General features: G+C 52.6%; 24 protein-coding genes and 1 riboswitch. Of the genes, 7 read left to right on the plus strand and 17 right to left on the minus strand.

Translation table 11 applies throughout. The features are described 5' to 3' along the window. Window position 1: 1 nt before the first annotated feature. The 4 genes from CCE92_RS01735 to cyoE are packed head-to-tail and all read right to left on the minus strand — an operon-like array spanning window position 2 to window position 4,609. Complete coding sequence (locus CCE92_RS01735) at window positions 2–631, minus strand: cytochrome (ubi)quinol oxidase subunit III (protein ID WP_088005799.1); 630 nt, start codon at window positions 629–631, stop codon at window positions 2–4. After that, window positions 621–2,504: a cytochrome c oxidase subunit I gene (locus tag CCE92_RS01740; protein ID WP_088005800.1), complete on the minus strand. Its 1,884-nt coding sequence runs from the start codon at window positions 2,502–2,504 to the stop codon at window positions 621–623. Before CCE92_RS01740 ends, CCE92_RS01735 begins: the two co-directional genes overlap by 11 nt. Window positions 2,505–2,540: 36 nt before the next feature. Then, window positions 2,541–3,635, minus strand: a complete 1,095-nt coding sequence (gene coxB, locus CCE92_RS01745) for a cytochrome c oxidase subunit II (RefSeq protein WP_088005801.1) — start codon at window positions 3,633–3,635, stop codon at window positions 2,541–2,543. Window positions 3,636–3,691: 56 nt separating this feature from the next. Next, window positions 3,692–4,609 carry a heme o synthase gene (cyoE, locus tag CCE92_RS01750; protein ID WP_088005802.1) on the minus strand — a complete coding sequence of 306 codons (918 nt, stop codon included), beginning with the start codon at window positions 4,607–4,609 and terminating at the stop codon, window positions 3,692–3,694. 357 nt (window positions 4,610–4,966) lie between these two features. Between cyoE and CCE92_RS01755 the strand changes: the two genes are divergently transcribed. Then, window positions 4,967–5,884, plus strand: a complete 918-nt coding sequence (locus tag CCE92_RS01755) for a COX15/CtaA family protein (RefSeq protein WP_088005803.1) — start codon at window positions 4,967–4,969, stop codon at window positions 5,882–5,884. 87 nt (window positions 5,885–5,971) lie between these two features. On the opposite strand, the gene pyc is transcribed toward CCE92_RS01755, so the two are convergent. The 3 genes from pyc to CCE92_RS01770 all read right to left on the minus strand — a co-directional run bounded on the left by pyc (window position 5,972) and on the right by CCE92_RS01770 (window position 10,994). Further along, a complete protein-coding gene (gene pyc / locus CCE92_RS01760; protein WP_088005804.1) occupies window positions 5,972–9,412 on the minus strand; it encodes a pyruvate carboxylase in 3,441 nt (1,146 codons plus the stop codon). A 15-nt stretch (window positions 9,413–9,427) separates the two neighbouring features. Then, window positions 9,428–10,594: an FtsW/RodA/SpoVE family cell cycle protein gene (locus CCE92_RS01765; RefSeq protein WP_088005805.1), complete on the minus strand. Its 1,167-nt coding sequence runs from the start codon at window positions 10,592–10,594 to the stop codon at window positions 9,428–9,430. 118 nt (window positions 10,595–10,712) lie between these two features. Further along, window positions 10,713–10,994, minus strand: a complete 282-nt coding sequence (locus CCE92_RS01770) for an Fpa/YlaN family protein (RefSeq protein WP_088005806.1) — start codon at window positions 10,992–10,994, stop codon at window positions 10,713–10,715. A 175-nt stretch (window positions 10,995–11,169) separates the two neighbouring features. Between CCE92_RS01770 and CCE92_RS01775 the strand changes: the two genes are divergently transcribed. Genes CCE92_RS01775 through CCE92_RS01785 form a run of 3 tightly spaced genes read left to right on the plus strand, consistent with a single transcriptional unit; the run spans window position 11,170 to window position 12,331 of the window. Next, window positions 11,170–11,682: a molybdopterin-binding protein gene (locus tag CCE92_RS01775; RefSeq protein WP_088005863.1), complete on the plus strand. Its 513-nt coding sequence runs from the start codon at window positions 11,170–11,172 to the stop codon at window positions 11,680–11,682. Then, entirely contained in the window at window positions 11,679–11,888 is a 210-nt protein-coding gene (locus tag CCE92_RS01780; RefSeq protein ID WP_088005807.1) for a YlaI family protein, read from the plus strand. Before CCE92_RS01775 ends, CCE92_RS01780 begins: the two co-directional genes overlap by 4 nt. Beyond that, on the plus strand, window positions 11,885–12,331 hold the full coding sequence (locus CCE92_RS01785; RefSeq protein ID WP_088005808.1) for a hypothetical protein: 447 nt from the start codon (window positions 11,885–11,887) through the stop codon (window positions 12,329–12,331). Before CCE92_RS01780 ends, CCE92_RS01785 begins: the two co-directional genes overlap by 4 nt. On the opposite strand, the gene CCE92_RS01790 is transcribed toward CCE92_RS01785, so the two are convergent. Both CCE92_RS01790 and typA read right to left on the minus strand, forming a co-directional pair. Continuing rightward, entirely contained in the window at window positions 12,328–12,624 is a 297-nt protein-coding gene (locus CCE92_RS01790; protein WP_088005809.1) for a YlaH-like family protein, read from the minus strand. The genes CCE92_RS01785 and CCE92_RS01790 overlap by 4 nt on opposite strands. A gap of 58 nt (window positions 12,625–12,682) precedes the next feature. Next, entirely contained in the window at window positions 12,683–14,533 is a 1,851-nt protein-coding gene (typA, locus tag CCE92_RS01795) for a translational GTPase TypA (RefSeq protein ID WP_088005810.1), read from the minus strand. 109 nt (window positions 14,534–14,642) lie between these two features. On the opposite strand from typA, the gene CCE92_RS01800 reads away from it, so the two are divergent. Then, on the plus strand, window positions 14,643–14,828 hold the full coding sequence (locus CCE92_RS01800; protein ID WP_088005811.1) for a YlaF family protein: 186 nt from the start codon (window positions 14,643–14,645) through the stop codon (window positions 14,826–14,828). 32 nt (window positions 14,829–14,860) lie between these two features. On the opposite strand, the gene CCE92_RS01805 is transcribed toward CCE92_RS01800, so the two are convergent. After that, window positions 14,861–15,658 (minus strand): inositol monophosphatase family protein, encoded by a 798-nt coding sequence (locus CCE92_RS01805; protein WP_088005812.1) that lies wholly within the window; start codon window positions 15,656–15,658, stop codon window positions 14,861–14,863. A 70-nt stretch (window positions 15,659–15,728) separates the two neighbouring features. After that, on the minus strand, window positions 15,729–15,923 hold the full coding sequence (locus tag CCE92_RS01810; protein WP_088005813.1) for a YkzI domain-containing protein: 195 nt from the start codon (window positions 15,921–15,923) through the stop codon (window positions 15,729–15,731). 149 nt (window positions 15,924–16,072) lie between these two features. Here CCE92_RS01810 and CCE92_RS01815 point away from each other — a divergent pair, with 149 nt between their 5' ends. Continuing rightward, complete coding sequence (locus tag CCE92_RS01815) at window positions 16,073–16,717, plus strand: YktB family protein (RefSeq protein WP_088005814.1); 645 nt, start codon at window positions 16,073–16,075, stop codon at window positions 16,715–16,717. 119 nt (window positions 16,718–16,836) lie between these two features. On the opposite strand, the gene lipA is transcribed toward CCE92_RS01815, so the two are convergent. The 4 genes from lipA to CCE92_RS01835 all read right to left on the minus strand — a co-directional run bounded on the left by lipA (window position 16,837) and on the right by CCE92_RS01835 (window position 20,228). Next, the gene (lipA, locus tag CCE92_RS01820) at window positions 16,837–17,784 is read right to left on the minus strand and encodes a lipoyl synthase (RefSeq protein WP_088005815.1); all 948 of its coding nucleotides are present in this window, start codon (window positions 17,782–17,784) and stop codon (window positions 16,837–16,839) included. Continuing rightward, on the minus strand, window positions 17,781–18,617 hold the full coding sequence (lipM, locus tag CCE92_RS01825; RefSeq protein ID WP_088005816.1) for an octanoyltransferase LipM: 837 nt from the start codon (window positions 18,615–18,617) through the stop codon (window positions 17,781–17,783). The genes lipA and lipM overlap by 4 nt, the downstream gene beginning before the upstream one ends. A 95-nt stretch (window positions 18,618–18,712) precedes the next feature. Then, a riboswitch (TPP riboswitch) is annotated at window positions 18,713–18,818 on the minus strand. 150 nt (window positions 18,819–18,968) lie between these two features. Next, window positions 18,969–19,247, minus strand: coding sequence for a UPF0223 family protein (locus CCE92_RS01830; protein ID WP_088005817.1), 279 nt, complete (start codon window positions 19,245–19,247; stop codon window positions 18,969–18,971). 21 nt (window positions 19,248–19,268) lie between these two features. After that, a complete protein-coding gene (locus CCE92_RS01835) occupies window positions 19,269–20,228 on the minus strand; it encodes an NAD(P)H-dependent flavin oxidoreductase (RefSeq protein WP_088005818.1) in 960 nt (319 codons plus the stop codon). A 233-nt stretch (window positions 20,229–20,461) separates the two neighbouring features. Here CCE92_RS01835 and CCE92_RS01840 point away from each other — a divergent pair, with 233 nt between their 5' ends. Further along, window positions 20,462–21,931 (plus strand): aminotransferase class I/II-fold pyridoxal phosphate-dependent enzyme, encoded by a 1,470-nt coding sequence (locus tag CCE92_RS01840; RefSeq protein WP_088005819.1) that lies wholly within the window; start codon window positions 20,462–20,464, stop codon window positions 21,929–21,931. A gap of 47 nt (window positions 21,932–21,978) precedes the next feature. Here CCE92_RS01840 and CCE92_RS01845 read toward each other — a convergent pair whose 3' ends face one another. Together CCE92_RS01845 and lpdA are read right to left on the minus strand one after the other, a co-directional pair. Then, the gene (locus tag CCE92_RS01845) at window positions 21,979–22,884 is read right to left on the minus strand and encodes a polysaccharide deacetylase family protein (RefSeq protein WP_241535831.1); all 906 of its coding nucleotides are present in this window, start codon (window positions 22,882–22,884) and stop codon (window positions 21,979–21,981) included. Between the two features lie 175 nt (window positions 22,885–23,059). Then, window positions 23,060–24,469 carry a dihydrolipoyl dehydrogenase gene (lpdA, locus tag CCE92_RS01850; protein WP_088005821.1) on the minus strand — a complete coding sequence of 470 codons (1,410 nt, stop codon included), beginning with the start codon at window positions 24,467–24,469 and terminating at the stop codon, window positions 23,060–23,062. Between the last annotated feature and the right edge of the window lie 4 nt (window positions 24,470–24,473).

The following is a 24,473-nucleotide window of genomic DNA, read 5'->3' on the forward strand; positions in this document are numbered from 1 at the left end:
ATTAACCGACCACTCCCATCAGGTAGACTACTGTGAAAATGAATACCCACACCACATCGATGAAGTGCCAGTACAACGAAATCGTATAGAACTTGGATGCGTTGTACAAGTTCAAACCGCGTTTTGCGTTCCGGATCATCAGCAGGATGAACCAGCCGAGCCCGATTGCCACGTGGAGACCATGTGTGCCCACCAGTGTATAGAACGCACTGCTGAAGGCGCTGTGGCCGTAAGTAAAGCCGAACTCATGCACATAGTGGTTGAATTCGTAAATCTCAAAGCCTAGGAATGCAGCACCAAGCAGCACTGTCACTGCCATCCATGCCTGCATCGCTCTGAAGTTGTAACTGCGCATATGGAACATGGCGTATACACTTGTGAGAGAAGATGTCAGCAGGAGCATCGTCATGATGAAGACGAGCGGCAATTCGAACAGCTGGCTTGCTGTGATTTCCATTCCGCTCGGTCCTTTGTCTTTCAGTGCAAGGTACGTTGCAAACAGTGTGGCGAACAGGACGGTTTCCCCGCCCAAGAACAGCCAGAATCCGACGAATTTATTCTTACCTTCCAGCGTAGCCGTTTCAGGATGATCGGGCCACGTTTGAGCGGAATACTGTTTATTAATGTCCACCCGGCTGGCCCCCTTCCTTCAGCAGATCTTCTTTGTGGATATGGTAACCGAGATCGTCCTTCAGAGACCGCGCGGCCATCGAGCCGAGCGTGATGAGCAGACCAAGTGCCAGTACAGGCAGCGGCCATGCTTTATCGCCGTCGATGAAGTAGAGGGCCCCGAATGCGGCGACGAATAAACCTGCCGACATGATGAACGGGATGATCGAGTTATTCGGCATATGGATATCGCCGATCGGCTCCGCATACGTCATGCCTTCCGGATTGCCTTCCATTTTCTCGATCCAGTACGTATCCAATCCGCGTACAAGCGGTGTCTGCTTGAAGTTATAGAACGGAGGCGGTGATGGAATCGCCCATTCAAGCGTCCGTCCGTCTTCCCAAGGGTCGTTGCCGACACGCTCGTTCTTTACAGATGTCATGATGATGTTGATGACAAGCGTGATGACACCAAGTGCCATGAATGCAGCACCGACGGAACTGATCAAGTTGTATAGATCCCAGCCCTGGTCTCCAACGAAAGTATAGACACGTCTCGGCATTCCGAGAAGACCGAGGAAGTGCTGAATAAAGAACGTCGCGTGGAACCCGAAGAAGAACAGTGCGAATGTAATTTTTCCGAGTTTTTCGCTCAGCATCGTACCGAACATTTTCGGCCAGTACAGATGGAGTCCGCCCAGCAATGCCAGTACGACCCCGCCGACGATGACATAGTGGAAGTGCGCCACGATGAAGTAGGAGTCATGGAGCTGGTAATCGAGCGGCGCCACTGCCTGCATGACACCTGTTACGCCGCCTGCCACGAATGACGGAATGAAACCGAGCGCATACAGCATCGGAGTGCTGAATGAGATGTTTCCGCCCCAGATGGTCAGAAGCCAGTTGAAGATTTTAACCCCGGTCGGCACAGCGATCGCCATAGTGGCGACTGCGAAAATCGCGTTTGCTGTCGCTCCGAGACCGGTTGTGAACATATGGTGGGCCCAAACCATGAACCCGTAGAACCCGATAAGGATTGTCGCAAATACAAGGGCCGAATAGCCGAACAGCCGTTTTCTCGAAAAGATTGCAAAGATTTCTGAGAAAATACCGAACGCCGGCAATACGAGGATGTAAACTTCCGGGTGTCCGAAGATCCAGAACAAGTGCTCCCAAATGATGGTGTTCCCGCCCATTTCAACAGCGAAGAAATTAGCAAAGAACATTCTGTCGAGAATCAGGAAGAACAGACCGACAGTCAGCGGCGGGAATGCGAACAGAATTAGGGCCGACGCGATGAACGTAGTCCATGTAAACATCGGCATTCTCATATAGGTCATGCCAGGCGCCCGCATATTGATGATGGTCACCAGGAAATTGATGCCCGCGATCAGGGTTCCGGCACCAGAAATCTGAAGACCCAGCGCATAAAAGTCGACACCGTGTCCGCCTGAAGCAATGGCCAGTGACGCGTATGATGTCCAGCCGGCATCAGGAGCGCCGCCGAGGAACCAGGAAAGGTTCAGGAAGACGCCGCCGAAGAAGAAAAGCCAGAAGCCGAGCGAGTTCAAGAATGGAAACGCAACGTCACGCGCGCCAATCTGAAGCGGTACGACCGCATTCATGAAGGCGAACAGCAGCGGCATGGCCGCTAGGAAGATCATCGTCGTTCCATGCATCGTCATAATCTGGTTGTACACACCGGCGCTGACAAAATCGTTCGCCGGCACAGCCAGCTGAATCCGGATCAGCATGGCCTCAATCCCGCCGACAACGAAGAAGAAGCCGCCGGAAACGAGATACAGAATCGCAATTTTTTTATGGTCAACTGTCGTGAGGTAATCCCATAAAGTTGCGCCAAAGCCCTTTTTCTGTGCCTGAGCAGTAGAACTCACAACGTAAACCTCCCTTTTTGAATAGAAATAAATGAATTACATGTCATCTTCGACAGTCAGACCGAACAGATAAGCTGCCAGTGCGTCCAGTTCCTCTTCCGAGAAGGCTTCGCCTTCACGGCCGGGCAGGCTGCCGGGATCCGGCATCAAGTTCCCCGGTTTGTACTCCTGAGGTTCTGAAATCCACTTTTTCAAGTTCTCTTCCGAATGCGGCAGATAGCCTGCAATCCGGTTCCGGTCCCCGAACGTCGCAAGGTTCGGTGCGATGCCGCCCGTTGTGCCGGCTCCTGAAGTTGCGTGGCAGGCGATACAGCTCTGTTCGAACAGCTCCTGGCCTTCCTGCGCAAGTTCGCCTTCAGCTTCTCCAGTGGATTCCTGCATTGCAGCTACCCAAGCCTGGAATTCCGCTTCATCCAGCGCTTTCACTTTAAAGTCCATCAGCGCGTGGGAAGGACCGCACAATTCTGCGCATTTTCCATAGAACACGCCATCTTCGAGATCAGCGGATTCTTCATCGAAAGTCAGATAGAATGTGTTGACACCGTCAGTGTTGGCATCCGTTTTCCCGCCGATGGAAGGAACCCAGAACGAGTGCTTCACGTCTGCGGCAGTCAGATTGAAATAGACCGGCTCATCCGTCGGCACGACCAGTTCCTGTGCGGTCACGATGCCGAGATCCGGATAAGCGAATTCCCACCAATACAGTTTAGCCGTTACATCCACTGTCACACTTGCTGGAGTTCCTTCCGCGTCGACCACTCCCATATCATCCACATCCGCCAACTGATATGTAACTGCCACTGTCGGCACAGCAAGGAACAGGACGATGGCAATCGGGATTGCAGTCCAGATGAACTCAAGCCGCTTGCTTCCTTCCACCTGCTCAGGGATTACGTCTTCCCCCACTTTTTTCCGGCGGAATTTAATGATCGCTAAAACATAAATGATAGAAACGACGATGATGACAAATACCATGACGCCAGTGGATAACAGCAGCAAGTCAAATTGATCCTCAGCCACTTGGCCTGCAGGCTGGAGCGTCGAAATCTGCTCTTCTCCGCAGGCTGCCAAAAAGGCCATCAGTGCGGCTGCCAGTCCGAATAAACGCCACTTTTTAAGACCTCTCATCATAGCTTTTTCAAACCTCTCTTTCGAATTGGATAAATTCTTGCCGCAAAACTTTCATGTCAGACGAATAAAGCGAAAATGATCATCGATACAAACAGGATCGTCATGTAGTTCAGGGAATAGACGAACATCTGCATCGCCCATTTCAGGTCATTCTCCGCCCGGAAGCCTCGGATGGCAAGCAGGAACCAGCCGATGTTCAGCACCGTCGCCAACACAAGGAATCCCGTTCCGAGATCCGCAAGCAGGAAAGGCAGCGGGAACAGCAGTACCACCCACAGAAGCATGGATTTTTTAGTGCGTGCAAACCCTTTGATCACCGGCAGCATAGGAATTCCCGCTGCCCGGTATTCTTCCGTGCGTTTCATCGCCAATGCGTAGAAATGGGGCGGCTGCCAAATGAACATGATCAAAAACAGCGCCAGCGCCCCGAAACCGAGCGACGGTTCGACCGCAGCCCAGCCGATCAGCGGCGGAATGGCCCCCGATATGCTGCCTACGACCGTGTTGCTCACGTGGCGGCGTTTTGACCACATGCTATACAGCACGACATAAGCCAATATTCCGGCAATACCCCATAATCCTGCAGCCGTTGATGCAGAAAACAGCAACACTTCGCCTGCAACAATGAAAGACAGCGAAATCGCCAGGACGGTGCCGGGTTTGAATCTGCCAGTAACTGTCGGCCTGGCTTTCTTACTGGCCATGACCGGATCAATATCCTGATCGATATAATTGTTCATCGCCGCTGAACCGGCGATGATCAGGGCAGAACCCAGCATCGTGAATACGAGCAGGTCCAGTTCCTGGAGAAAGTGTCTCCCGGAAAACTGGAATGCCAGCCACAGTCCGGTGAAGACAGTGATCAAATTGGAGTTGACGATTCCGATTTTGATCAATGCCAAAAAGTCCCTGAGGAAAGTTGCTGATTCCGCTTTCGCTGATTGCGGAGCGGACAGCGACCGGCCGTTGGACATAAAACCTCCTCCTTTCATTGTTGCAAGCTGATTCCGCTAAACCTAACTATATCGAATTCCAGGCCAATTTTCTACATGCAACTAGTAAATCACGGGAAAAGCGGGGATTTTCGACTGATTTTGCGGGGATATACACCTCTCATGATACAGGAAGGACCCCCTTTTTTTAACATGGAAACCGCTGCGTTTATGAACAGTTTGTGAAGGGGCGAAGACATTTGTCCATTTCTTGAAACTTCCCCTGCCGTCCCGTTTTCCATTGTTTTTTGAAATCACTTCCGATATTATCGAGTATGCAGAACCGTTTAATGACAGACGTCCACTCGGTCTGTTTTGACAGAAAAGTAGGTGACGTGCGTGCACGGAAAACGGCATAATTATTTGAAATGGCTGGCAGTCGCCGCGACTGTCGGCATGCTCCTGATTTTGCTCGGCGGTGCTCTTGTGACGAAGACCGAAAGCGGGCTGGGCTGCGGCAGGCATTGGCCCGGATGCAACGGTGAGCTCATTCCTTCTGAGATAACCGCAGAAGTCCTGATCGAATTTTCGCATCGCCTTGTCACAGGAGCGGTCGGCATCCTGATTGTCGCGCTGGCTGTCTGGGCCTGGCGGGCTTACGGACATATCCGCGAAACTAAATTTCTCGCTGTGATGGCGGTCTTCTTCCTTGTGCTCCAGGCATTGATCGGAGCTGCCCAAGTGTTATGGGGGCAAGGGGATTTCATACTGGCGCTCCATTTCGGCATTTCCCTGCTGTCGTTCGCGTCGGTGTTTCTGCTGACACTGCTCATTTTCGAGGTCGACAAAAAGTTCAATGCAGAGAATTTGCGGATCGGCCGAAAACTGCGGATGCATACGATCGGGGTTTCCCTGTATTCATACCTTGTCATCTATACAGGGGCTCTCGTCCGCCATACCGAGTCAAGTCTCATTTGCGCAGATTGGCCGCTTTGCAGGAACGATGAATTCGCCCTTCCCCGGAATATGTTCGAATGGGTGCAGATGGGCCACCGCTTCGCTGCCGCCTTGATCGTCGTTTGGCTCGGCTATATCGCCTGGCATGCGATGCGGGATTATAAAGCCAGCAAAGTGATCCGGTCCGGGTGGCTGACCGCGTTCATCCTCGTCCTGATGCAGGCGACGACTGGCATGCTCGTGGTGCTGACACAACTCAATCTCGCTGTATCCCTTCTCCATTCGCTTTTCATATCACTGCTGTTCGGCCTTCTCTGCTATATGGTCCTTCTCGTTTCGAGGGGACGGCAGCTTTCCTGAACAGCATAAAACCGGCAGGCGCTACCCCAGTGCCTGCCGGTTTTTTCTATGCTGAGAATGGATTTGATCCGTATATCACCGCCGGATTCAGTGCCGCTCCATTTCGATGAGGAGGTCCCCTGTCGAGATGCCATCATTCGGTCCGACGTGGATTTCGGTCACGATACCGTCGAACGGTGCCTGTACAGTCGTCTCCATTTTCATTGCTTCCGTGACAAGGAGATGATCCCCTCTTCTTACTTTCGCCCCTTTTTCAGTCACGACTTTCAGCACAGTGCCCGGCATCGTCGCGCCGATGTGACTGTCGTCAGCCGGATTCGCCTTAAGATGCGCAGTGCTGTCCGTCTCGATGGTCATGTCTTGGATATTGACTTCCCTCGGCTGACCGTTCAGTTCAAAATAAATGGTGCGCAGTCCATTTTTCTGCGGCTCTCCGATGGAAACGAGCTTGATCATCAGCGTCTTCCCTTTTTCGATCTCCACTTCAATCTCTTCTCCCAGCCGCATGCCGTATAGGAATGTGAGCGTATCAAGCACGGAAATGTTGCCGAACTGCTCATACGTCGCGGAATATTGATCGAAGACTTTCGGATAAAGGGCATATGCCAGCACTTCATGACTCGTGACGGGACGATCCAGCTTCCGGTACAGTTCTTCTTTGATCGCTTCGAAATCAGCCGGCTCCAAGAGCTCGCCCGGACGGACGGTGATCGGCTCGCGCCCCTTCAGGATGACTTTCTGGAGCGCTTGCGGGAAGCCGCCGTACGGCTGACCGATATAGCCTTCAAAAAATTCGATGACCGAATCGGGGAAGTCGAGCGATTCACCTTTTTCAAGGACACTTTGTTCATCCAGGTTATTCTGTACCATGAAAAGCGCCATATCCCCCACGACTTTCGAAGACGGTGTCACTTTTACGACATCTCCGAATAAGAGATTGACCCGGGAATACATCTTTTTGACTTCTTCCCACTTCGCCCCGAGACCGACCGCCTTCGCCTGCTGCTGCAGGTTGGAATACTGACCGCCCGGCATTTCATGGACATAGATTTCTGAATGCGGACTGTTCATACCGCTCTCAAAGTCGTGGTAGTACTTCCGGACATCCTCCCAGTAACGGGACAGCTTTTCAAGCGATCCGACATCCGATCGCACTTCCCGCCCGCTGCCATCCATTGCATAGAACAAGGTGCTTGCGGAAGGCTGGGACGTCAAACCGGCCATCGAGCTGAGTGCGGTATCCACGATGTCCGCTCCCGCTTCGATCGCCCGTGCATACAAGTAAATGCCATTTCCGCTCGTATCGTGCGTATGCAGATGGATCGGAAGCGAGACAGTCTCTTTCAATTCTGAAATGAGCCGGTACGCCGCTTCCGGTTTCAGGAGCCCCGCCATATCTTTTATTGCCAGAATATGGGCGCCGGTGTCTTCCAGCGCTTTCGCCATTTCCTTGTAGTATGAAACGGTGTATTTATCCCTCGTCGGATCGAGAATGTCTCCTGTATAACAGATAGCCGCTTCCGCCACTTTTCCTGATGCCCGCACTTCATCGATCGCGGTTTCCATCCCCTTCAGCCAGTTCAGGGAATCAAAGATTCGGAACACGTCAATTCCGGCTTCCCCCGATCTGCGGATAAACTCCCGGATCACATTGTCGGGGTAATTTTTGTAACCGACCGCGTTCGCCCCTCTGAACAGCATCTGGAACAGGACGTTCGGGATATCCTTCCGGAGCTGGATGAGCCGCTGCCACGGATCTTCTTTCAGGAACCGGTAAGAGACATCGAATGTGGCACCTCCCCACATTTCGAGGGAAAAGAGATCCGGCTGGAGCCGGGCGGTCTCTTTTGCTATCTCGAACATATCATACGACCGGACACGTGTCGCCAGAAGTGACTGATGTGCATCCCGCAGTGTCGTGTCTGTCAGGAGGACATCTTTTTGGTCCTTCACCCACTTCATAAGACCTTCAGCGCCTTCACGCTCCAGAATCTGTTTTGTCCCTTCCGGCACCGGCTGTCTGAGATCCGTTTCCGGCTTGCGCGGCATCGCGTGGATCGGTTTGTTCGTTTTTTCGATTCCCGGAAAGCCGTTGATCGTCACATTCCCGATATAGCTCAGCAGCTTCGTTCCACGATCTTTCCGGACCGGGAACATGAACAGTTCCGGTGTGGAGTCGATGAATCCGGTATCGAACTCACCGCTGAGGAAGCTCTCGTGCTTGACCACGTTCTCGAGGAACGGAATATTCGTTTTGATGCCCCGGATCCGGAACTCCTGCAGATTCCGGTCCATTTTTGCGGCAGCTTCCCGGAAGGACAGCGCCCATGTCGATACTTTGACGAGGAGCGAGTCGTAATACGGCGTAATGACCGCCCCCTGGAACCCGTTCCCCGCATCCAGCCGGACACCGAAGCCGCCGCCTGGGCGATAGACCATCAGTTTGCCGGTATCGGGCATGAATCCATTCAGCGGATCTTCCGTTGTGACACGGGACTGGATCGCATGTCCGAACAGGGGGATCTTCCCCTGTTCGGGAATGCCGATTTCCTGTGAATGAAGACTGTGCCCTTCCGCCACTTTTATCTGCGCATGCACGATATCGATTCCTGTAACCATTTCCGTGATGGTATGTTCCACCTGGATCCTCGGATTCACTTCAATGAAATAGAAGTCTTCCCCCGCCACCAGGAACTCCACTGTTCCGGCATTTATGTAGCCGACATTGTCCATCAGTTTCACAGCAGCTTCACATATCCGGTCCCTGAGCGCCTCCGATAAAGAGTTTGACGGCGCTATTTCCACGACTTTCTGATGACGGCGCTGAATCGAGCAGTCCCGTTCGTAGAGGTGAATGATGTTTCCGTCTTTATCTCCCAAAATCTGCACTTCGATATGCTTCGGCCGGCTGATGAATTTTTCAGCGTACATTTCATCGGAGCCGAAAGCCGCTTTCGCTTCGGATTTGGCCCGGTCGAAAGCTTCGGGCAGTTCCTCTGCGCTCTTCACGATCCGCATGCCGCGTCCGCCGCCGCCGAGAGCCGCTTTGATCATGATTGGAAACCCGGCCTGACCGGCGAAACGCTGGACTTCCTCAAGCGAAGCGATGGGTCCGTCAGTTCCCGGAATGACCGGTATACCCGCCTGCACCGCCTGATCGCGCGCTTTGACCTTGTCCCCGAATATATCGAGATGATGGGAGGAAGGACCGATGAATATGATCCCTTCCTCTTCACAGCGCCGGGCGAAGCTTTCGTTCTCTGCCAGGAAGCCGTATCCCGGATGGATGGCATCCGCACCGGAATCTTTTGCGATTTCAATTATGCCTTCAATATCGAGATAGGCATCGATCGGTTTTTTTCCTTCCCCCACCAGGTAGGACTCATCCGCCTTATAGCGGTGGAAAGACCCGCTGTCCTCTCTTGAATAAATCGCAACTGTCCGAAGATTCAGTTCAGTACAGGCGCGGAAAATCCGTATTGCGATTTCTCCGCGGTTAGCAACCAGTATCTTTTTGATTTTCTCCAAAAAACATCCCCGCCTTTATTCTTTTGATTTCTCGTATTTGTGGAACATGGAAACATTCAGAAGGATCCCCATAGCTAACGATAGCAAAACGATCGATGTTCCGCCATAGCTGATGAACGGCAGCGGAACTCCGGTCAGCGGAATGATTCCTGTCAGACCGCCCAAGTTCACGAAACTTTGGATGCCGATCATGCTTCCGACCCCGGCCGCCAGCATCCGGGCGAGCGGATCTTTGGTGGTCATGGCGATGGACAAGGCTTTAAGGACGATGAACGACAGCCCGCCGATGACGAACAGGACACCGAACAAGCCGAGTTCTTCGGCGATGACCGCCATGATGAAATCTGTATGCGGTTCCGGCAGGTAGCCGAGTTTCTGAACGGATTGCCCAAGTCCGCGGCCGGTCAGGCCCCCCGAACCGATCGCCAAGTACCCGTTAACAATCTGAAGACCATAATCGAGTTCATGTTCGAACGGATTCAGGAACGCATCGATCCGTCCGAGCCGCTTCTCTGTAAAGATCCGGTCACCCGCGAACAGCATCATGGGGACGATGAACAGTGCGATGGCGGTCACGACGATCCCTGCAAGCCGCATGAACACTTTGAAGCGGATTCCGCTTGCCGCCATGACGCACAGTCCGATGAGGCCGATGAGCATCATCGTCCCGATATCCGGTTCCAGGAACACGAGGAACATGGCAGACGTCAGGACGATGACCGGCGGAATGATTCCCTGATTCAGCTGGTTGATCGTACCGTTGTCATACTTGTTCGCAAACACACCGGCCAGATAAAGGATGATCCCGATTTTCGCGACTTCCGACGGCTGCATATTCACGAGCCCGAGATTGATCCAGCTCTGTGCGCCCCCGTTCGCTTCCCCGATGAAGTGAACGAGGATCAGCCCCGTGAAAATGACACCGAGGATGATCATCATCATCCGCCGGTCCCGGAAGTGCTTGTAAGGGAAGATAGCGGCCGCAGCAAACACAGGCAGCGAAATGGTCAGATTCATCAGCTGCCGTATAAAGTAATGGTTGGGCGATTCCCCGAGAAAATTATAAGCCCACGCGATGCTGGCGCTGTAGATCATGACCAGGCCGAATACCGATAGGGCGGCATATGTAAGGATCAGCGGATAGTCGATATGCCGTCTGAAATTCATCAAATATGTTTTCATGTGATACCTCATTCTGTTCTGAAAAAGTAGTGATGCCCGCCCTGTTCCTTTCCGGCCGCGGCGGGCCGCTAAGCGATATTAGTAAAAAAACCCAAACTGGTCGGTTTGAGTTTTTTTATCATTTATTCGTATACGCTTCGTGAAGGATCGAAAGTTTCTTCTCGAGAGTATCAATCAGCTGTTTGCCTTCTTCCCGGTCGATCAGGCCCAGCTTGACGGCAAAATCGATTTCACGAGACAGGCCGAACATCTGCGTGTCCAGCACCTCTTCATAGAGCGGGCACTGAGGCATCGTCAAGTGGTCCATCTGGACCTTGATGAGCTGCTCGATCTTTTCGGCATCCGCTTTGAGGAGTTCTGCCGCCTTCAGCTGATACGACTGTTCCTTTGTATGTTCCATGAGGACGCCCCCATATCTGATATTTCTTCTCAGTGTTGCTTGACTAAAGTGTATCTTTAAACCCCTTAAATTGCAAGCCGGTTTCCGGCAGCGGCCTGAATCCCTTTGTCGTTTTGGCTGAAACAGGTATACTGGAAGAAGATTATTACTTTTTTCTTTTTGGAGGCAATAAATGATGGAAATGATTATCCCGATAACAGGAGCCGTAAAGTTTCAGATTACACTGGATCCCGGCACATGGATCTTCGATGACCGGAAAATCGATCTCGATGAGTTCTTTAGCGGCGGCACAGACGAAAAAGATGAAATGGAAGAGTACAAGCGGGCGACCGGCGCTCATTGGTCCCGTGAAATAATGGAAGGTGCGGTTTTCCCGCCTACCCTTAAAACAGAACGGAAATTCCAGAAGACTCAGATGCTGACCGGCACATTCGGAATCCGGCTGGAGCCGTTCCTGAAGAACGCCCAGCCGCTGGAAAACGCGGAAAGAGTGGTTCTTGAGACCGCTGAAGGCGAAGAATCATTCGATCTGGAGACCGCTAAGTCGCTGATTCTCAAGTTCAGCCAAAACGGCCAGCCGCTCCGCGAAGACGGACCTGCGTACGCGCTTCTGCCGGATGGTTCGAACGCTGAGGCGCCCATCCGGAACATCCGTGCCATCCGCGTCGAGCAGGGGCCTGCTGCATGAGAGTGAAATGTGTAATTTGTGATGGAGTGGAAGAATTGGACGGTTCTTCGCCAGAAGCGAAACGGCTGAGGAACAGGCCGATCCATACGTATATGTGTGCACCATGCCACGAACGGATTACGCGCCGTACGAATGAACGGATCGCGACCGGCAAATTCCGTTTCTTGCGGAGTTCCCGCAGAATCGAAGGTGATTTCTATTCATGAAACTGCTGAAGGGCATCTGGATCGGATTTTGGAGCGGCTTCATCCTTGCCGCTGTCTTGAAATGGATCGAATTGCTGACGGGCAAGAAAGTCTATGCCCTCCTGCTCAATATCGATTTCCTTCCATTCCTTCGTCCTGAAGAATGGAGCGGGACAGCTGAATTTCTGCTTCATATTTCGGTTTCCGTTATCATCGGCATTGTTTACGTCTATCTCGCTAAACGTCAGCCTTACACTTTCGGCCAGTTGTTCCTGCTCAGTTTCGCAATGGGCATCCCGCTTTTCCTGCTTTACTTCCCGCTGGCCGCCGCAGCACAGGATCCCATCGTATCTCCGGCAGACATAAGCGCTTTTTTGTATTGGGCATTCGGCCACCTAACATTTATTTTGGCCTTGCCTGTCCTCTACAAACTATTCGAACGAAAAAACGCTGCTTCCGATTAGGAGGCAGCGTTTTCGCGTTTTTCCCGCCAAAGGCGGATTTTATACAGGACGAGTATTAAAGCAGCAATGAGAAGGCCTTCGACAACAGGCAGGAAAATCGCCAGGAAGGTCAAGACGAATCCTCCCACCAGCAGGAAGATACCGATGATGAAATTCTGCCAGAAAGGCAGTTTTTTTGCGAACCCCAACTTGTATACGACGACTGACAGCAAGAAGATGACAGCCAGCAGCGCAGCACCAGCCGCCTCGTTACTCGGCAGCGTCATGTACAGAAACCGGGCGACAGGGTACATACTCTCATAGACCATTTGTTGTTCTTGTCCCACTTGTGCTACACCCTTTCACCAGAACTTACGCTTCGAGTTCAGCGTACTTTTTCTTCTTGGCGATGCGCTCCCGTTCGTTCTTGTCGAGAATTTTCTTCCGCAGACGGATCGACTGCGGTGTAATTTCGCAGTACTCATCATCATTCAGGTACTCGAGTGCTTCTTCCAGCGACATGATCCGCGGCTTTTTCATAGTCGTCGTCTGTTCTTTATTTGCTGAACGGATGTTGTTGGCCGCCTTCACTTTCACGATATTGACGGTCAGGTCATTGTCGCGGCTGTGCTCGCCGACGATCATCCCTTCATACACTTCGGTTCCCGGTTCCACAAATACGATCCCACGGTCTTCGACGCCGAGCAGGCCATAGGAGGAAGCTTTCCCCCGCTCCATCGAGACGAGTACGCCCTGGCGGCGTCCGCCGACACGGCCGCTCGCTATCGGCTGATAACTGTCGAATGTGTGGTTGATAATGCCGTATCCCCGTGTCTGGGTCATGAACTCAGTCGTGTAGCCGATCAGGCCGCGCGCCGGCACGCTGAACGTCATCCGGACTTGGCCATTTCCATTATTGACCATATCGAGCATTTCGCCTTTGCGCTCACCAAGTGATTCAATGATCGCTCCGGTATATTCTTCAGGCACATCCACTTGGACCCGCTCAACCGGTTCGCATTTGACTCCGTCGATGACCTTCACGATGACTTCAGGTTTCGAAACTTGAAGTTCAAATCCTTCCCGGCGCATGTTTTCAATCAGAATGGACAGGTGAAGTTCCCCGCGGCCGGATACAATCCATTCGTCGGGAGAATCCGTATTCTCCACCCGAAGGGAAACGTCCGTCTGCAGCTGCTGATCCAGACGTTCCTGTATCTTGCGGGAAGTGACGAACTTTCCTTCTTTTCCTGCAAACGGACTGTTATTCACAAGGAATGTCATCTGCAGCGTAGGTTCATCGATTCTGAGAAGCGGCAGTGCTTCCTGATGGTCCTGAGGGGTGACGGTTTCACCCACATTGATGTCTTCCATACCGGAGATGGCGATCAGGTCACCGGCTTCCGCACGGTCGATTTCGACGCGTTTCAACCCCAGGAATCCATGGATTTTTGTAACCCGGAAATTTTTGACCGAACCGTCCAGTTTCATGAGGGAAACTTGCTGTCCGACTTCGATGGCTCCGCGGAAAACACGGCCGATTCCGATCCGTCCGACATAGTCGTTGTAATCCAGCAGTGCCACCTGGAACTGAAGCGGTTCTTCCCGGTTGTCGATCGGTGCCGGGACGTTTTCAATGATCGCGTCATAGATGACCTGCATATTTTCTTCCTGATCTGCCGGGTCCGGCGAATCGGATGCTGTCCCATTCATGCCGGACGCGTAGATTACTGGGAATTCAAGCTGTTCGTCGTTCGCTTCGAGTTCGATGAACAGTTCGATCACTTCATCCACCACTTCTTCCGGCCGCGCAAAATCCCGGTCGACTTTATTGACGACCACAATCGGCTGCAGGTTCTGTTCCAAGGCTTTCTTCAGGACGAAACGGGTCTGCGGCATACAGCCCTCATACGCGTCGACGACGAGAAGGACGCCGTCCACCATTTTCATGATCCGTTCCACTTCGCCTCCGAAATCGGCATGTCCCGGTGTATCGAGGATGTTGATTTTGGTTTCTTTGTATTGGATTGCCGTATTTTTCGCGAGAATGGTGATTCCGCGTTCTCTCTCGATGTCATTCGAATCCATCGCCCGCTCATCGACATGCTCGTTGGAACGGAAAATTCCCGATTGCTTCAGCAGCTGGTCAACAAGGGTCGTTTTACCATGGTCAACGTGTGCGATGATGGCAATGTTTCTGATATCTTGACGATACTTAGTCATTCTTTCACTCCACTATTCGTTTTATCAAAAGCTCAACTGTGTTATTATAGCATAAAGAATCAAAAATCCATATCAATTGAATTTATTAGTTCGACAGGAGGAACAGGCTGTGAAAGAAATCAAATGGGTGTTCGTGTTTTATTCGCTGGCGGCACTCGTGGCCATGGCAGGCATCGGGGTCGCTGTCGGAGAGCGGAGCGTCATTGGGATCATCCTGACGGCCGTCGTGCTCATGGTCGTCATGGGTATGGGCTTCCGGACGAAAAAACGCATGCGTGAAGCAGGATTGTTATAGACATTAAAAAGGGGGCGCCGAGGCGCTCCCTTTCATTGTGCTTTCATTTTAATATAGCGGTCGAGCAGAGTCTGATGGATCGAAGGATTCGCAATCAGAAAGGAATCCTGTTCGAGCAGATTTGCGGGCTCCCCCCGGAAATTGGAGGCAATGGCGCCCGTTTCATGGGCAATGATGAAACCTCCCGCTATGTCCCAAGGGGACAGGCGAAGGGACATATACGCATCGAGCCGTCCGGAGGCGACATGCGCGATCTCCAAGGCCGCCGAACCATAGGAACGCGCTCCGCGGATATCCCGGACCAGCCGGATGATCGCTTCATGGTCCAAGTAAGGATTGGGCATCAGCCAGGTGGAATTCACACCGACGATCGATTCCGGGACAGCCGTTTCGGAAAGGTCTGCAAGCCTTTCGTCATTAAGGTAGGCGCCTTCTCCTTTCTTGGCGCTGTAAAGTTCATCGTTCACGACATCGTATATGTATCCGAGGATTCCGGTACCTTCTTCGAAAATGCCGAGTGATATGGCGAAGTTGCGCTGCTGGTGGACGAAATTCATCGTTCCATCGATCGGATCCAGTATCCAGACCGTCCCTTCCAGCCCCTCAATCAGATCACCGAACCCTTCTTCCCCCAGCAAGCGGTGTCCGGGAAAATCCCTGCGGATCCGCTCCACGAAGAAACGCTCGGTCTCTTTATCGATGTTCGTCACAAGGTCGTTGGCATCCGCTTTCGTCTCGATGGTCAAGTCGCTCCCCAACGAATGGCGGATGCGCCGGCCAGCCTCTTTTATCAGTGACTTGGCATAACGGTCAAGCTCGCTCGTTGTCATTTGCACTCCCCCTTCTCTGACAGTATAACGGGCCGAGCACCTGAACAGAAAGCTTCAGGTGCTATGTCCGTCACAAGGCGTGGAGAGCAGTCAGTTCAAAATGGATTTCCGTCAGCCGCTCGGTGCTTTTCTTCCGCTGCTTGTCGTCGTTTTCCTGCATGGCATCAAAGAGTGTGCTGAGCTCATAATCGAGTTCGAGCTTAAGCGTCTGGATATATTCCTTCTCAATATCGGACTTGCGGACGATATGGACAGCTTGATTCATCAGGGCACCTCCTTGCCGGCACAATCATCTGAATTGTTTTTACTTTCACCATACCCCAGGTCCGCTATAGAGAAACGTCTTTTGAATTTTTTCCTTTGCTTTTGGTACACTAGTGTCCGGAAGTAAACACCATCAGGAGGTTTTTATCAATGAGCAGTTTTTGGACGGAAGACGATTTTCAAGTATTTGGAGTCCCGGGTCTTGAGGAAAGAATGGAACAGCTGACCGTGCAGATCCGCCCGAAGTTCGAGGAACTCGGCAGCCGCTTCGCCCCTTTCCTTTCCGAAGCCGCCGGAGACGAGCATTTCGTGCACATCGCAAAACATGCACGGCGCACTGTCAACCCGCCTCAGGACAGCTGGGTCGCATTCGCTGCCAACAAACGCGGATATAAGGCATATCCCCATTTTCAGATCGGCTTGTGGAAAAGCCACGTTTTCATCATTCTCGCCGTCATCTATGAAGCCCGCAGTAAAGACCGGATGGCGCGTGACCTGCTGGAGAACGGTGAAGTCCATGATCTTCCTGGAGATTTTGTCCTCTCAGGCGATCACATGAAACCTGAAGCGGAGCGGATCGGCGACTTGTCCGCCGAAGAGATCACCCGGCTGATGGTCCGTTTCAGGGATGTGAAGAAAGGGGAACTGGTCATCGGCCGGCATATCCCTGCAGATGAAGCTGCCGCTATGAGTACGGAGCGTTTCTTTTCATTCACTGAAGATACGTTCAAGGAACTTCTTCCGATTTATGAAACGATGGTCCATGGCGTAAAAAGTACATCTTATTCCGGTTGAATTTTAAAAAATCTCCGCTTCTCTGCTTACAAAAGCTAAGAGCGGAGGTTTTTTCAATCAGACAGCGGGACCTTTACCGGCCGCCTTGCGGGGGAGCAGCAGCCCTATTGCTTAACCGGTCAGGAGAATTCTGCATCTCCAAGCGGACCGCTTTGTAACTCAACGCCTTTCATGTACTTGATCCGGCGCTGGGCGGCCGTGTCGGAGACCTGTTCGTCCGCATGATAGGAAGAACGGACCATCGGACCTGATTCGCAGTGCCTGAATCCTTTTTCCATCGCGATCCGCTTCAGCTCCGCGAACTCGTCGGGATGGTAATAGCGTTCCACGTTCAAGTGTTTTTTCGTCGGCTGCAAGTACTGGCCGATTGTCATGATATCCACTTTGTGAGCCAGCAGGTCATCCATCGCCTGCAGAATTTCCTCTTTCGTCTCCCCGAGACCGACCATCAGGCTTGATTTTGTCGGGATGTGCGGCGCGATCTCCTTGACGCGCGCGAGCAGTTCAAGGGACCGGTCGTAAGTCGCTTTTGCCCGCACGCGTTTCGTCAGGCGCCGGACCGTTTCGATATTGTGGTTGAAGATATCCGGCTGGCTGTCCATCAAGGTATGGAGGCTTTCATAATCCCCTTTCATGTCCGAAGGCAGCACTTCGATCGTCGTACCGGGCATTTTTCTGCGGATGGCGCGCACCGTCTCCGCGAAAACCGCTGCGCCGCCGTCATTCAGATCGTCCCGTGCGACTGCTGTCACGACGACATGCTTCAGCCCCATAATTTCGGTCGATTCTGCGACCCTCTCCGGCTCTCCCCAGTCGAGTTCGTTCGGCAATCCGGTCTTCACTGCACAGAACCGGCACGCGCGCGTGCAGGTATCGCCGAGTATCATGAACGTCGCCGTCCGGCGCTCGCTCCAGCACTCGTGGATATTCGGGCATTTCGCTTCCTCGCAGACAGTATTCAGCTTCTTTTCGCGCATCAGCTTCTTTAAATCATTATACGTCTGATTCGTATTTAATTTCACCTTCAGCCATTCAGGTTTCCGGACATAGTCATTTGCTTTGGTCATGGCAGCCGCTCCCCTTCCTTTTCCCGTATGTACGTCCATTCATCGCTTCCGTATTTCCGCTCAAGTTCTCCCGCTTCCGCCAGCAGCTCAGGCGGCGGATCGAACGGCTGCAGGCGGATGCCGAGCCCCCGTTCGAATCCTTCCCGGAACGCGGTTTTCGCTTCCTCGAATGTTACCGGACGGCCCGCCAGTTCGCTGATGGCCGCTGCCCGGCTGCGGAACGCGTTCCTGGCCTTCTCCCGTCTGACTTCATCCGGGAAACGGAACAAACTGAACAGTTTCTCATCATCAATCACCAGCGGCACTGAGCCATGCTGCAGGACGACTTCCTTTTTCCGTGTCTGCGCGCTGCCGGCCACTTTCCTGCCCGCAACGGTCAGCTCATACCAGGACGGCTCCTCAAAACAGACGGCTGACAAAGATGCGTTCCGGGTGGGCGGCACCGCGAACTCCGCATCTATCCCAAGAAACCGGTAACCTTCAAGCAGTCCTTTGGACAGAACCAGGTAGGCTTCTTTCACCGGTTTCGGTATGGCGGGATGCGCTTCTGATACAAGAATACTGTAAGTCAGTTCCTCGTCATGCAGTACGGCCTTTCCGCCTGTCTGTCTCCGGACAAGCGGAATGCCGCGCCTGCCCGCCTCATCCGTATCGATGCTGCCCTCAATCTTCTGGAAAAAACCGACCGAAATACCGGCCGGTTCCCAGCCGTACATGCGCAGCACCGGCGGGATCTTGCCTTCACTATGCCAGTTCAGCAGCGCCTCATCCATCGCCATATTGAAAGCGGGTGTGCCGCTGCCGGAATCGACGAAAAGCCATGTCTCGTTCATGCTGTTCTCCTCTCTGCTGTCTTCCTTTTCTCAGTTCTCAATCCAATAAAAAACACCGCGTTCCATGTGCGGAAGCGGTGTATGCGTACTCAGAAAAGGCACACGCGCCACTTCCCTACGCTGGCATGGTCCAGATCAGGTTCAAAGGGTCCAAGTCTCGCTCGTCTCAGCCGGTTATGTCCGGCTCCCCCAGTGGTCAGCTAACTATTGTGTTCTTTTTTTAGATTAACAGGTTAACATACCAATCTCAATGTTTTTTTAGCGGTTTTCGGATTCTTTCATAAAATTTCTTTTTAACAGCATACTCAAGGCTGCTCAAAATGCTTAAGGATTTCTGCCGCCCCGGACAGTTTATTTGAACGGCGCCTTCAGTTTCTCTCCGTCCCCTGCGTCTTTCATCCTCTTAATGACAGGGTATCCCGCATAACCGCTGGCTTCCTCGAATTCCCGGAGGAGCGTTTTTTCCTCCGCTTTTGACGGCACGATCTGTTTGAACCTTCTGTACCGCTCCATCAGTACTTCTCTGGTAATCCCTTTTTCGTACGCCTGCTCGATCGCTTCGAAAAACTCGATGGCCTGTACGATTTCTTCGGTCGACCAGTCCGTGACGAGCGGATATGAATATTCCACTGTCAATTCCTCCCGTTCCTATTACGTCCCCCATTGCCGGCGGATCGTCTCCGCCTGACCGATCATACGGTCCAGGAGCTCCCCGGCTGTCGGAATATCTCGGATCATACCGGTCACTTGTCCGGCCCAGCCGAATCCTTCTTCTTCGATCCCTTCGTATATGTAGCGTTTGTTCGCCTCTCCGCTGATATACGTCTTCAGCGCTTCATACGTCGGCGTCTCTTTTTCGATTTCGAGGATCCGGTCGGTCCAGCCATTTTTAAGGACACGGGCTGGCGCTCCTATGCTGCGTTTAATGATCTGGGTTCCGTTTTCGCTGCTCTGAATGAGGGCTTGTTTGTAGGCTTCAGATGCATGGACGCACTCTTTCGTCGCAATAAACCTCGTCCCCATTTCGATTCCTTCCGCACCGAGCGCAAGGGCCGCCATCAGTCCCCGGCCGTCCCCGATTCCGCCTGAAGCGATGACAGGTATCCCGACTGTATCGACGACTTGGGGCACAAGGACCATCGTGCCGATATCTTCCCTTCCGAGATGACCGCCGCCTTCATGTCCGACCACCATCACTGCATCCGCACCGAGCTGTTCCGCTTTTTCAGCTTGTCTTCTCGCGGCTACAAGCACCAGTTTCCGGATATCCGTCCCTTCAAGCTGTTCGAATATCGGCGTGGGATTTCCGCCTGTCATTGATACGACCGGAACGTTCTCCTCGATCGCCACATCCAGCATATGATCGAATCTCCGGCCATGTTCGCCGATTGCGAAATTCACGCCGAACGGTTTGTCGGTCAGCGACCTGACTTTCCGGATCTCTTCCCGCAATTCATCCGGATTCCCGAGACTCATCGCGGTGATTTGCCCGAGACCTCCTGCGTTGGAAACCGCGGCCGCCAAATCCGCATAAGCTAAATAAGCAAGGCCGCCCTGGACGATCGGATACCGGATTCCCAGCAATTCAGTGATACGTGTATTGAATTCCATTCAACCTCCCCCTTCCATTCTCTATGTTACAGTATTCTGTCTCATCAGGTAAATTCCTCCCATAGTTCTAGTAAGCGAAGTACTGGCGTGCTATAATGCTTTTGTTTTCCTTTTACTTGTAGCAGCCATCTGCACCGGCGAGGCGCTTCCTGCCTGGAAAGAACAAGCCCGCCGACTGTAGCCTGAGGCTGAATAGTTGTTTGTTTCATTATCCGAAAGAGGTGGTACACCCATTGTCACAGTTAGAGACACCCTTATTCGATGCACTTCTCAAACACCGTAACCGTAACCCGATCCAGTTCCATATCCCCGGCCACAAGAAAGGCCGCGGCATCGATCCGTCTTTCCGGGAATTTGTCGGAGATAACGTCCTGTCCATCGATTTGATCAATATCGCACCCCTGGACGATCTCCATTCCCCGAAAGGTGCCATAAAAAAAGCCCAGGAACTGGCGGCGAAAGCCTTCGGTGCAGATCATACCTTTTTTTCCGTCCAGGGAACGAGCGGCGCGATCATGACGATGATTTTGAGCGTCGTCGGACCGGGCGATAAAATCCTCGTACCGAGAAACGTGCATAAGTCCATCATGTCGGCGATTGTTTTCGCCGGCGCCGTGCCGATCTTCATCCATCCGGAAGTCGATTCCGAGCTTGGGATTTCCCATGGGATTTCGCCGGAGTCCGTGGAGAAAGCACTCGAAGCTTACCCCGATACCAAAGCCGTGCTGGTCATCAATCCGACTTATTTCGGTGTCGCTGCCGACCTGACGAGAATTGTCGAAGTGGCTCACAGCCAAAATATTCCCGTCATCGTCGACGAAGCCCACGGTGTCCATATTCATTTCCATGAGAAGCTTCCGGTCTCCGCTATGGCTGCGGGAGCCGATATGGCAGCGACAAGCGTCCACAAATTGGGAGGCTCGATGACCCAGAGTTCCGTCCTCAATGTGCAGGGAGGGCTGGTCTCTCCAAAACGGGTGCAATCGATTTTATCGATGCTTACGACCACGTCGACGTCCTATCCGATCCTGGCATCCCTTGATACAGCGCGCCGACAGCTCGCCGTCCACGGATATGACCTGATCGATGAAGCAATCCGGCTGTCGCGGGAAGCCCGGAGGCGGATCAATAAGATTCCTCACCTCCGCTGTATCGGAGCAGAAATACTGAAATCGTCGGCCACGTATGATTTCGATCCGACAAAACTGCTGATCAGCGTCAAGGATTTAGGGATCTCCGGCCATGAAGCGGAAGAATGGCTGCGGGAAAATGCGAACATCGAAGTGGAACTCTCGGACCTCTATAATATTTTATGTATCGTCACAGTCGGCGACACACGAAAGGAAATCAATCTGCTCGTTAAAGCGCTTGAGCGGATGAGCGCCAGTCTCCAGTCGGATTCGGTCATACCGGAAGCGGAAGTGCTTTTGCCGGAAATTCCTCGTCTGGCCATGACACCGCGCGATGCTTTCTATGCCACCACGGAAGTCGTGCCGTTCAGCGAGAGTGTCGGCCGTATTTCAGCCGAGTTCGTCATGGTTTACCCGCCGGGCATCCCGATTTTCATCCCCGGTGAAATCATCACACAGGAAAACATCGATTACATCAATGAAAATATTGAAGCTGGCCTCCCGGTCCAAGGGCCGGAAGATGACCGCCTCCGTTATTTGCGCGTCATTAAGGAACAGCAGGCGATTCTCTGATCCGATTGAGACCGGCCTTTCCGAGCAGGAAAGGCCGGTTTTTTCTGCTATTCGATGTCGGCGACTGCGCCGCCGCCTTCAATCAAGGCGGGATCTGCAAACGTATATCCCTTGTCGCGGATTCCCTGGATAATTTCCGGCAGTGCCGCAGCCGACCATTCCCGGTCATGCATCAGAAGTATCGATCCATCGACGAGAAGATCCGTATTGACCATGATATCCGCCAGCGCTTCAGGTTCCATGTATTCCTCATTCCAGTCATAGCCGTACGTCCAGTTCATCGGCACCATTTCCTGCCGGTCTGCGACGAGCATGCTCGTTTCCGTATTTTCTCCGAACGGCGCACGGAAAAACCGCGGTTTTTCACCGATCACAGTCTGCACCTGTTCATTTACGATTACAATTTCCTCTGTTTGGTCCTCGGGGGAAAGTTCAGTCAAATTTTCATGCGCCCATGTATGATTGCCGATCGCGAATCCCATATCCGCAATCCGGGTCAGTTTTTCTTTCCCTTCAGGCGAGTCTATCAGGTGGCCATTCACGAAGAAGATCGCTGGAACATCCATTTCCTCAAGCGTTTCCGCCATTTGAACGGCATATTCATCAGGTGCATCATCGATCGTCAGAAGCACGACGTCCTCAGGTGCCTCTTCCGTTAAGGGCAAAAGCGTCCAAGTGTCCGGATTAACCCGGTACTCCGGTTCTAAAACCGTCTCTTCAGCAACTTCCTCTTCATCCGTTTCCGCCGGTTCTTCATCCACTTCTTCGTCCGTAGCTGTTTCCGGCGGTTCTCCTTCCAGCGATTCCGTCTCTTCCGCCAATTCCTCTTCGCTCTGTTCAACTTCCTCTTCGATGGTTTCGTTCTCTTCGATGACTTCTTCGGTTTCTTCTCCGCCGCATGCTGCAAGCATGGAAACTGAAGTCAGCGTGATCATCCATTTAGTGTACCTCAATTTTACACAACCCCTTTTATCCATCTCTTTATCCTTCTGTTACCCTAACAAGGCTGGCACTACACGCAGGCCGGCAAAGTCACTGGAAGACAATTTACCGGAAATTCCGGCGGTCTTCAAAAATGCGGGCAAACAAAAAACCGGACTGAAAATTTCCAGTCCGGCATGCTGTTATTTATTTCACAATATGGATTGGTGTGCCAAGTGCTACTTCCGCAGCTTCCATGGCGATTTCCCCGAGAGTCGGGTGCGCATGGATGGTCATGGCAAGATCTTCCACTGTGACTCCCGTTTCAATAGCCAAGCCAAGCTCAGCGATCATATCGGAAGCTCCCTGTCCGACGATCTGCGCTCCGAGCAGCAGCCCGTCCGCTTTGCGGGAGACGAGTTTTACAAACCCGTCAGATGCGTTCAAGGCAAGCGCGCGGCCATTAGCACCGAATGGGAATTTGGCAGCGGTGACTTCGAACCCTTCTTCTTTCGCCTGTTCTTCAGACAGTCCGACTGTCGCCAGTTCCGGATCTGTGAAGCAGACGGCCGGAATTGCCAGGTAGTCGACTTCCGATTTTTCACCTGCAATCGCTTCAGCTGCCACTTTTCCTTCATAAGAAGCTTTATGGGCCAGCTGAGGACCAGCGACGATGTCTCCGATGGCATAAATATTCGACACACTTGTCCGGCATTGCTTGTCGACGTCGATCAGTCCCCGTTCACCCATTTTCAGGCCGAGTTCTTCAAGCCCGAGCTCGTCCGTGTTAGGACGGCGGCCGACTGTGACGAGCACATAATCCGCTTCAAGCGACTGTTCTTCGCCTTTCGCTTCATAGGTGACTTTGACGCCGTCTTTCGACTCTTCAACGCCTTTTGCCATTGCTTCCGTTACAACTTCGACACCTTTTTTCTTCAAGTGCTTTTTGACGACTTGCGTCATCTGTTTCTCGAATCCGGCAAGGATGTCTTTCGTCCCTTCCAGAATCGTCACTTCGGAACCAAGATTAGCGTACGCGGTTCCAAGTTCCGTACCGATATAGCCGCCGCCGATCACAACGAGTTTTTTCGGAACTTCTTTCAGATCCAGCGCCCCTGTCGAGCTCAGGACACGATCCGAAAACTTGAATGTCGGGATTTCAACCGGACGTGAGCCAGTTGCGATAATGGCATTCTTGAACTTGTACGTCTGCGATGATTTCTCATCCATCACTTTAACTGTATTTTCGTCCACGAAATAAGCTTCACCGTTCACGATTTCGATCTTATTGCCCTTCAGGAGCTGTTCGACGCCGCCAGTCAATTTCTTGACGACACCATTCTTGAACTCTTGCGCTTTGTCGAAGTTGATCGAAACTTCCTTCGCAACAATTCCCATGTCATCGGAATTCTGGGCATTCGCAAAACGGTGGCCGACGGAAATAAGCGCTTTCGAAGGGATACAGCCGACGTTCAGGCACACGCCGCCGATGTATTCTTTTTCGACAATTGTCACTTTCTGTCCGGTCTGGGCGGCGCGGATTGCCGCTACGTAGCCCCCTGGGCCGGAACCGATGACGAGCGTATCTGTTTCGATTGGGAAATCTCCTACTACCATAAGT

It is taken from the genome of Indiicoccus explosivorum (genome assembly GCF_002167005.1).
Lineage (GTDB): Bacteria > Bacillota > Bacilli > Bacillales_A > Planococcaceae > Indiicoccus > Indiicoccus explosivorum.

Bases quoted from the DNA above. Each gene is read 5' to 3' on its own strand.
- CCE92_RS01775 (WP_088005863.1), top strand. From the start codon at position 11,170: ATGGAAATGATTATCCCGATAACAGGAGCCGTAAAGTTTCAGATTACA.
- CCE92_RS01815 (WP_088005814.1), top strand. From the start codon at position 16,073: ATGAGCAGTTTTTGGACGGAAGACGATTTTCAAGTATTTGGAGTCCCG.
- CCE92_RS01785 (WP_088005808.1), top strand. From the start codon at position 11,885: ATGAAACTGCTGAAGGGCATCTGGATCGGATTTTGGAGCGGCTTCATC.
- lpdA (WP_088005821.1), bottom strand. From the start codon at position 24,469: ATGGTAGTAGGAGATTTCCCAATCGAAACAGATACGCTCGTCATCGGT.
- CCE92_RS01805 (WP_088005812.1), bottom strand. From the start codon at position 15,658: ATGACAACGAGCGAGCTTGACCGTTATGCCAAGTCACTGATAAAAGAG.
- lipM (WP_088005816.1), bottom strand. From the start codon at position 18,617: ATGAACGAGACATGGCTTTTCGTCGATTCCGGCAGCGGCACACCCGCT.
- CCE92_RS01780 (WP_088005807.1), top strand. From the start codon at position 11,679: ATGAGAGTGAAATGTGTAATTTGTGATGGAGTGGAAGAATTGGACGGT.
- typA (WP_088005810.1), bottom strand. From the start codon at position 14,533: ATGACTAAGTATCGTCAAGATATCAGAAACATTGCCATCATCGCACAC.
- CCE92_RS01790 (WP_088005809.1), bottom strand. From the start codon at position 12,624: ATGTACCCTGTCGCCCGGTTTCTGTACATGACGCTGCCGAGTAACGAG.
- coxB (WP_088005801.1), bottom strand. From the start codon at position 3,635: ATGATGAGAGGTCTTAAAAAGTGGCGTTTATTCGGACTGGCAGCCGCA.
- CCE92_RS01770 (WP_088005806.1), bottom strand. From the start codon at position 10,994: ATGGAACATACAAAGGAACAGTCGTATCAGCTGAAGGCGGCAGAACTC.
- CCE92_RS01765 (WP_088005805.1), bottom strand. From the start codon at position 10,594: ATGAAAACATATTTGATGAATTTCAGACGGCATATCGACTATCCGCTG.
- CCE92_RS01835 (WP_088005818.1), bottom strand. From the start codon at position 20,228: ATGGAATTCAATACACGTATCACTGAATTGCTGGGAATCCGGTATCCG.
- lipA (WP_088005815.1), bottom strand. From the start codon at position 17,784: ATGACCAAAGCAAATGACTATGTCCGGAAACCTGAATGGCTGAAGGTG.
- cyoE (WP_088005802.1), bottom strand. From the start codon at position 4,609: ATGTCCAACGGCCGGTCGCTGTCCGCTCCGCAATCAGCGAAAGCGGAA.
- CCE92_RS01810 (WP_088005813.1), bottom strand. From the start codon at position 15,923: ATGAATCAAGCTGTCCATATCGTCCGCAAGTCCGATATTGAGAAGGAA.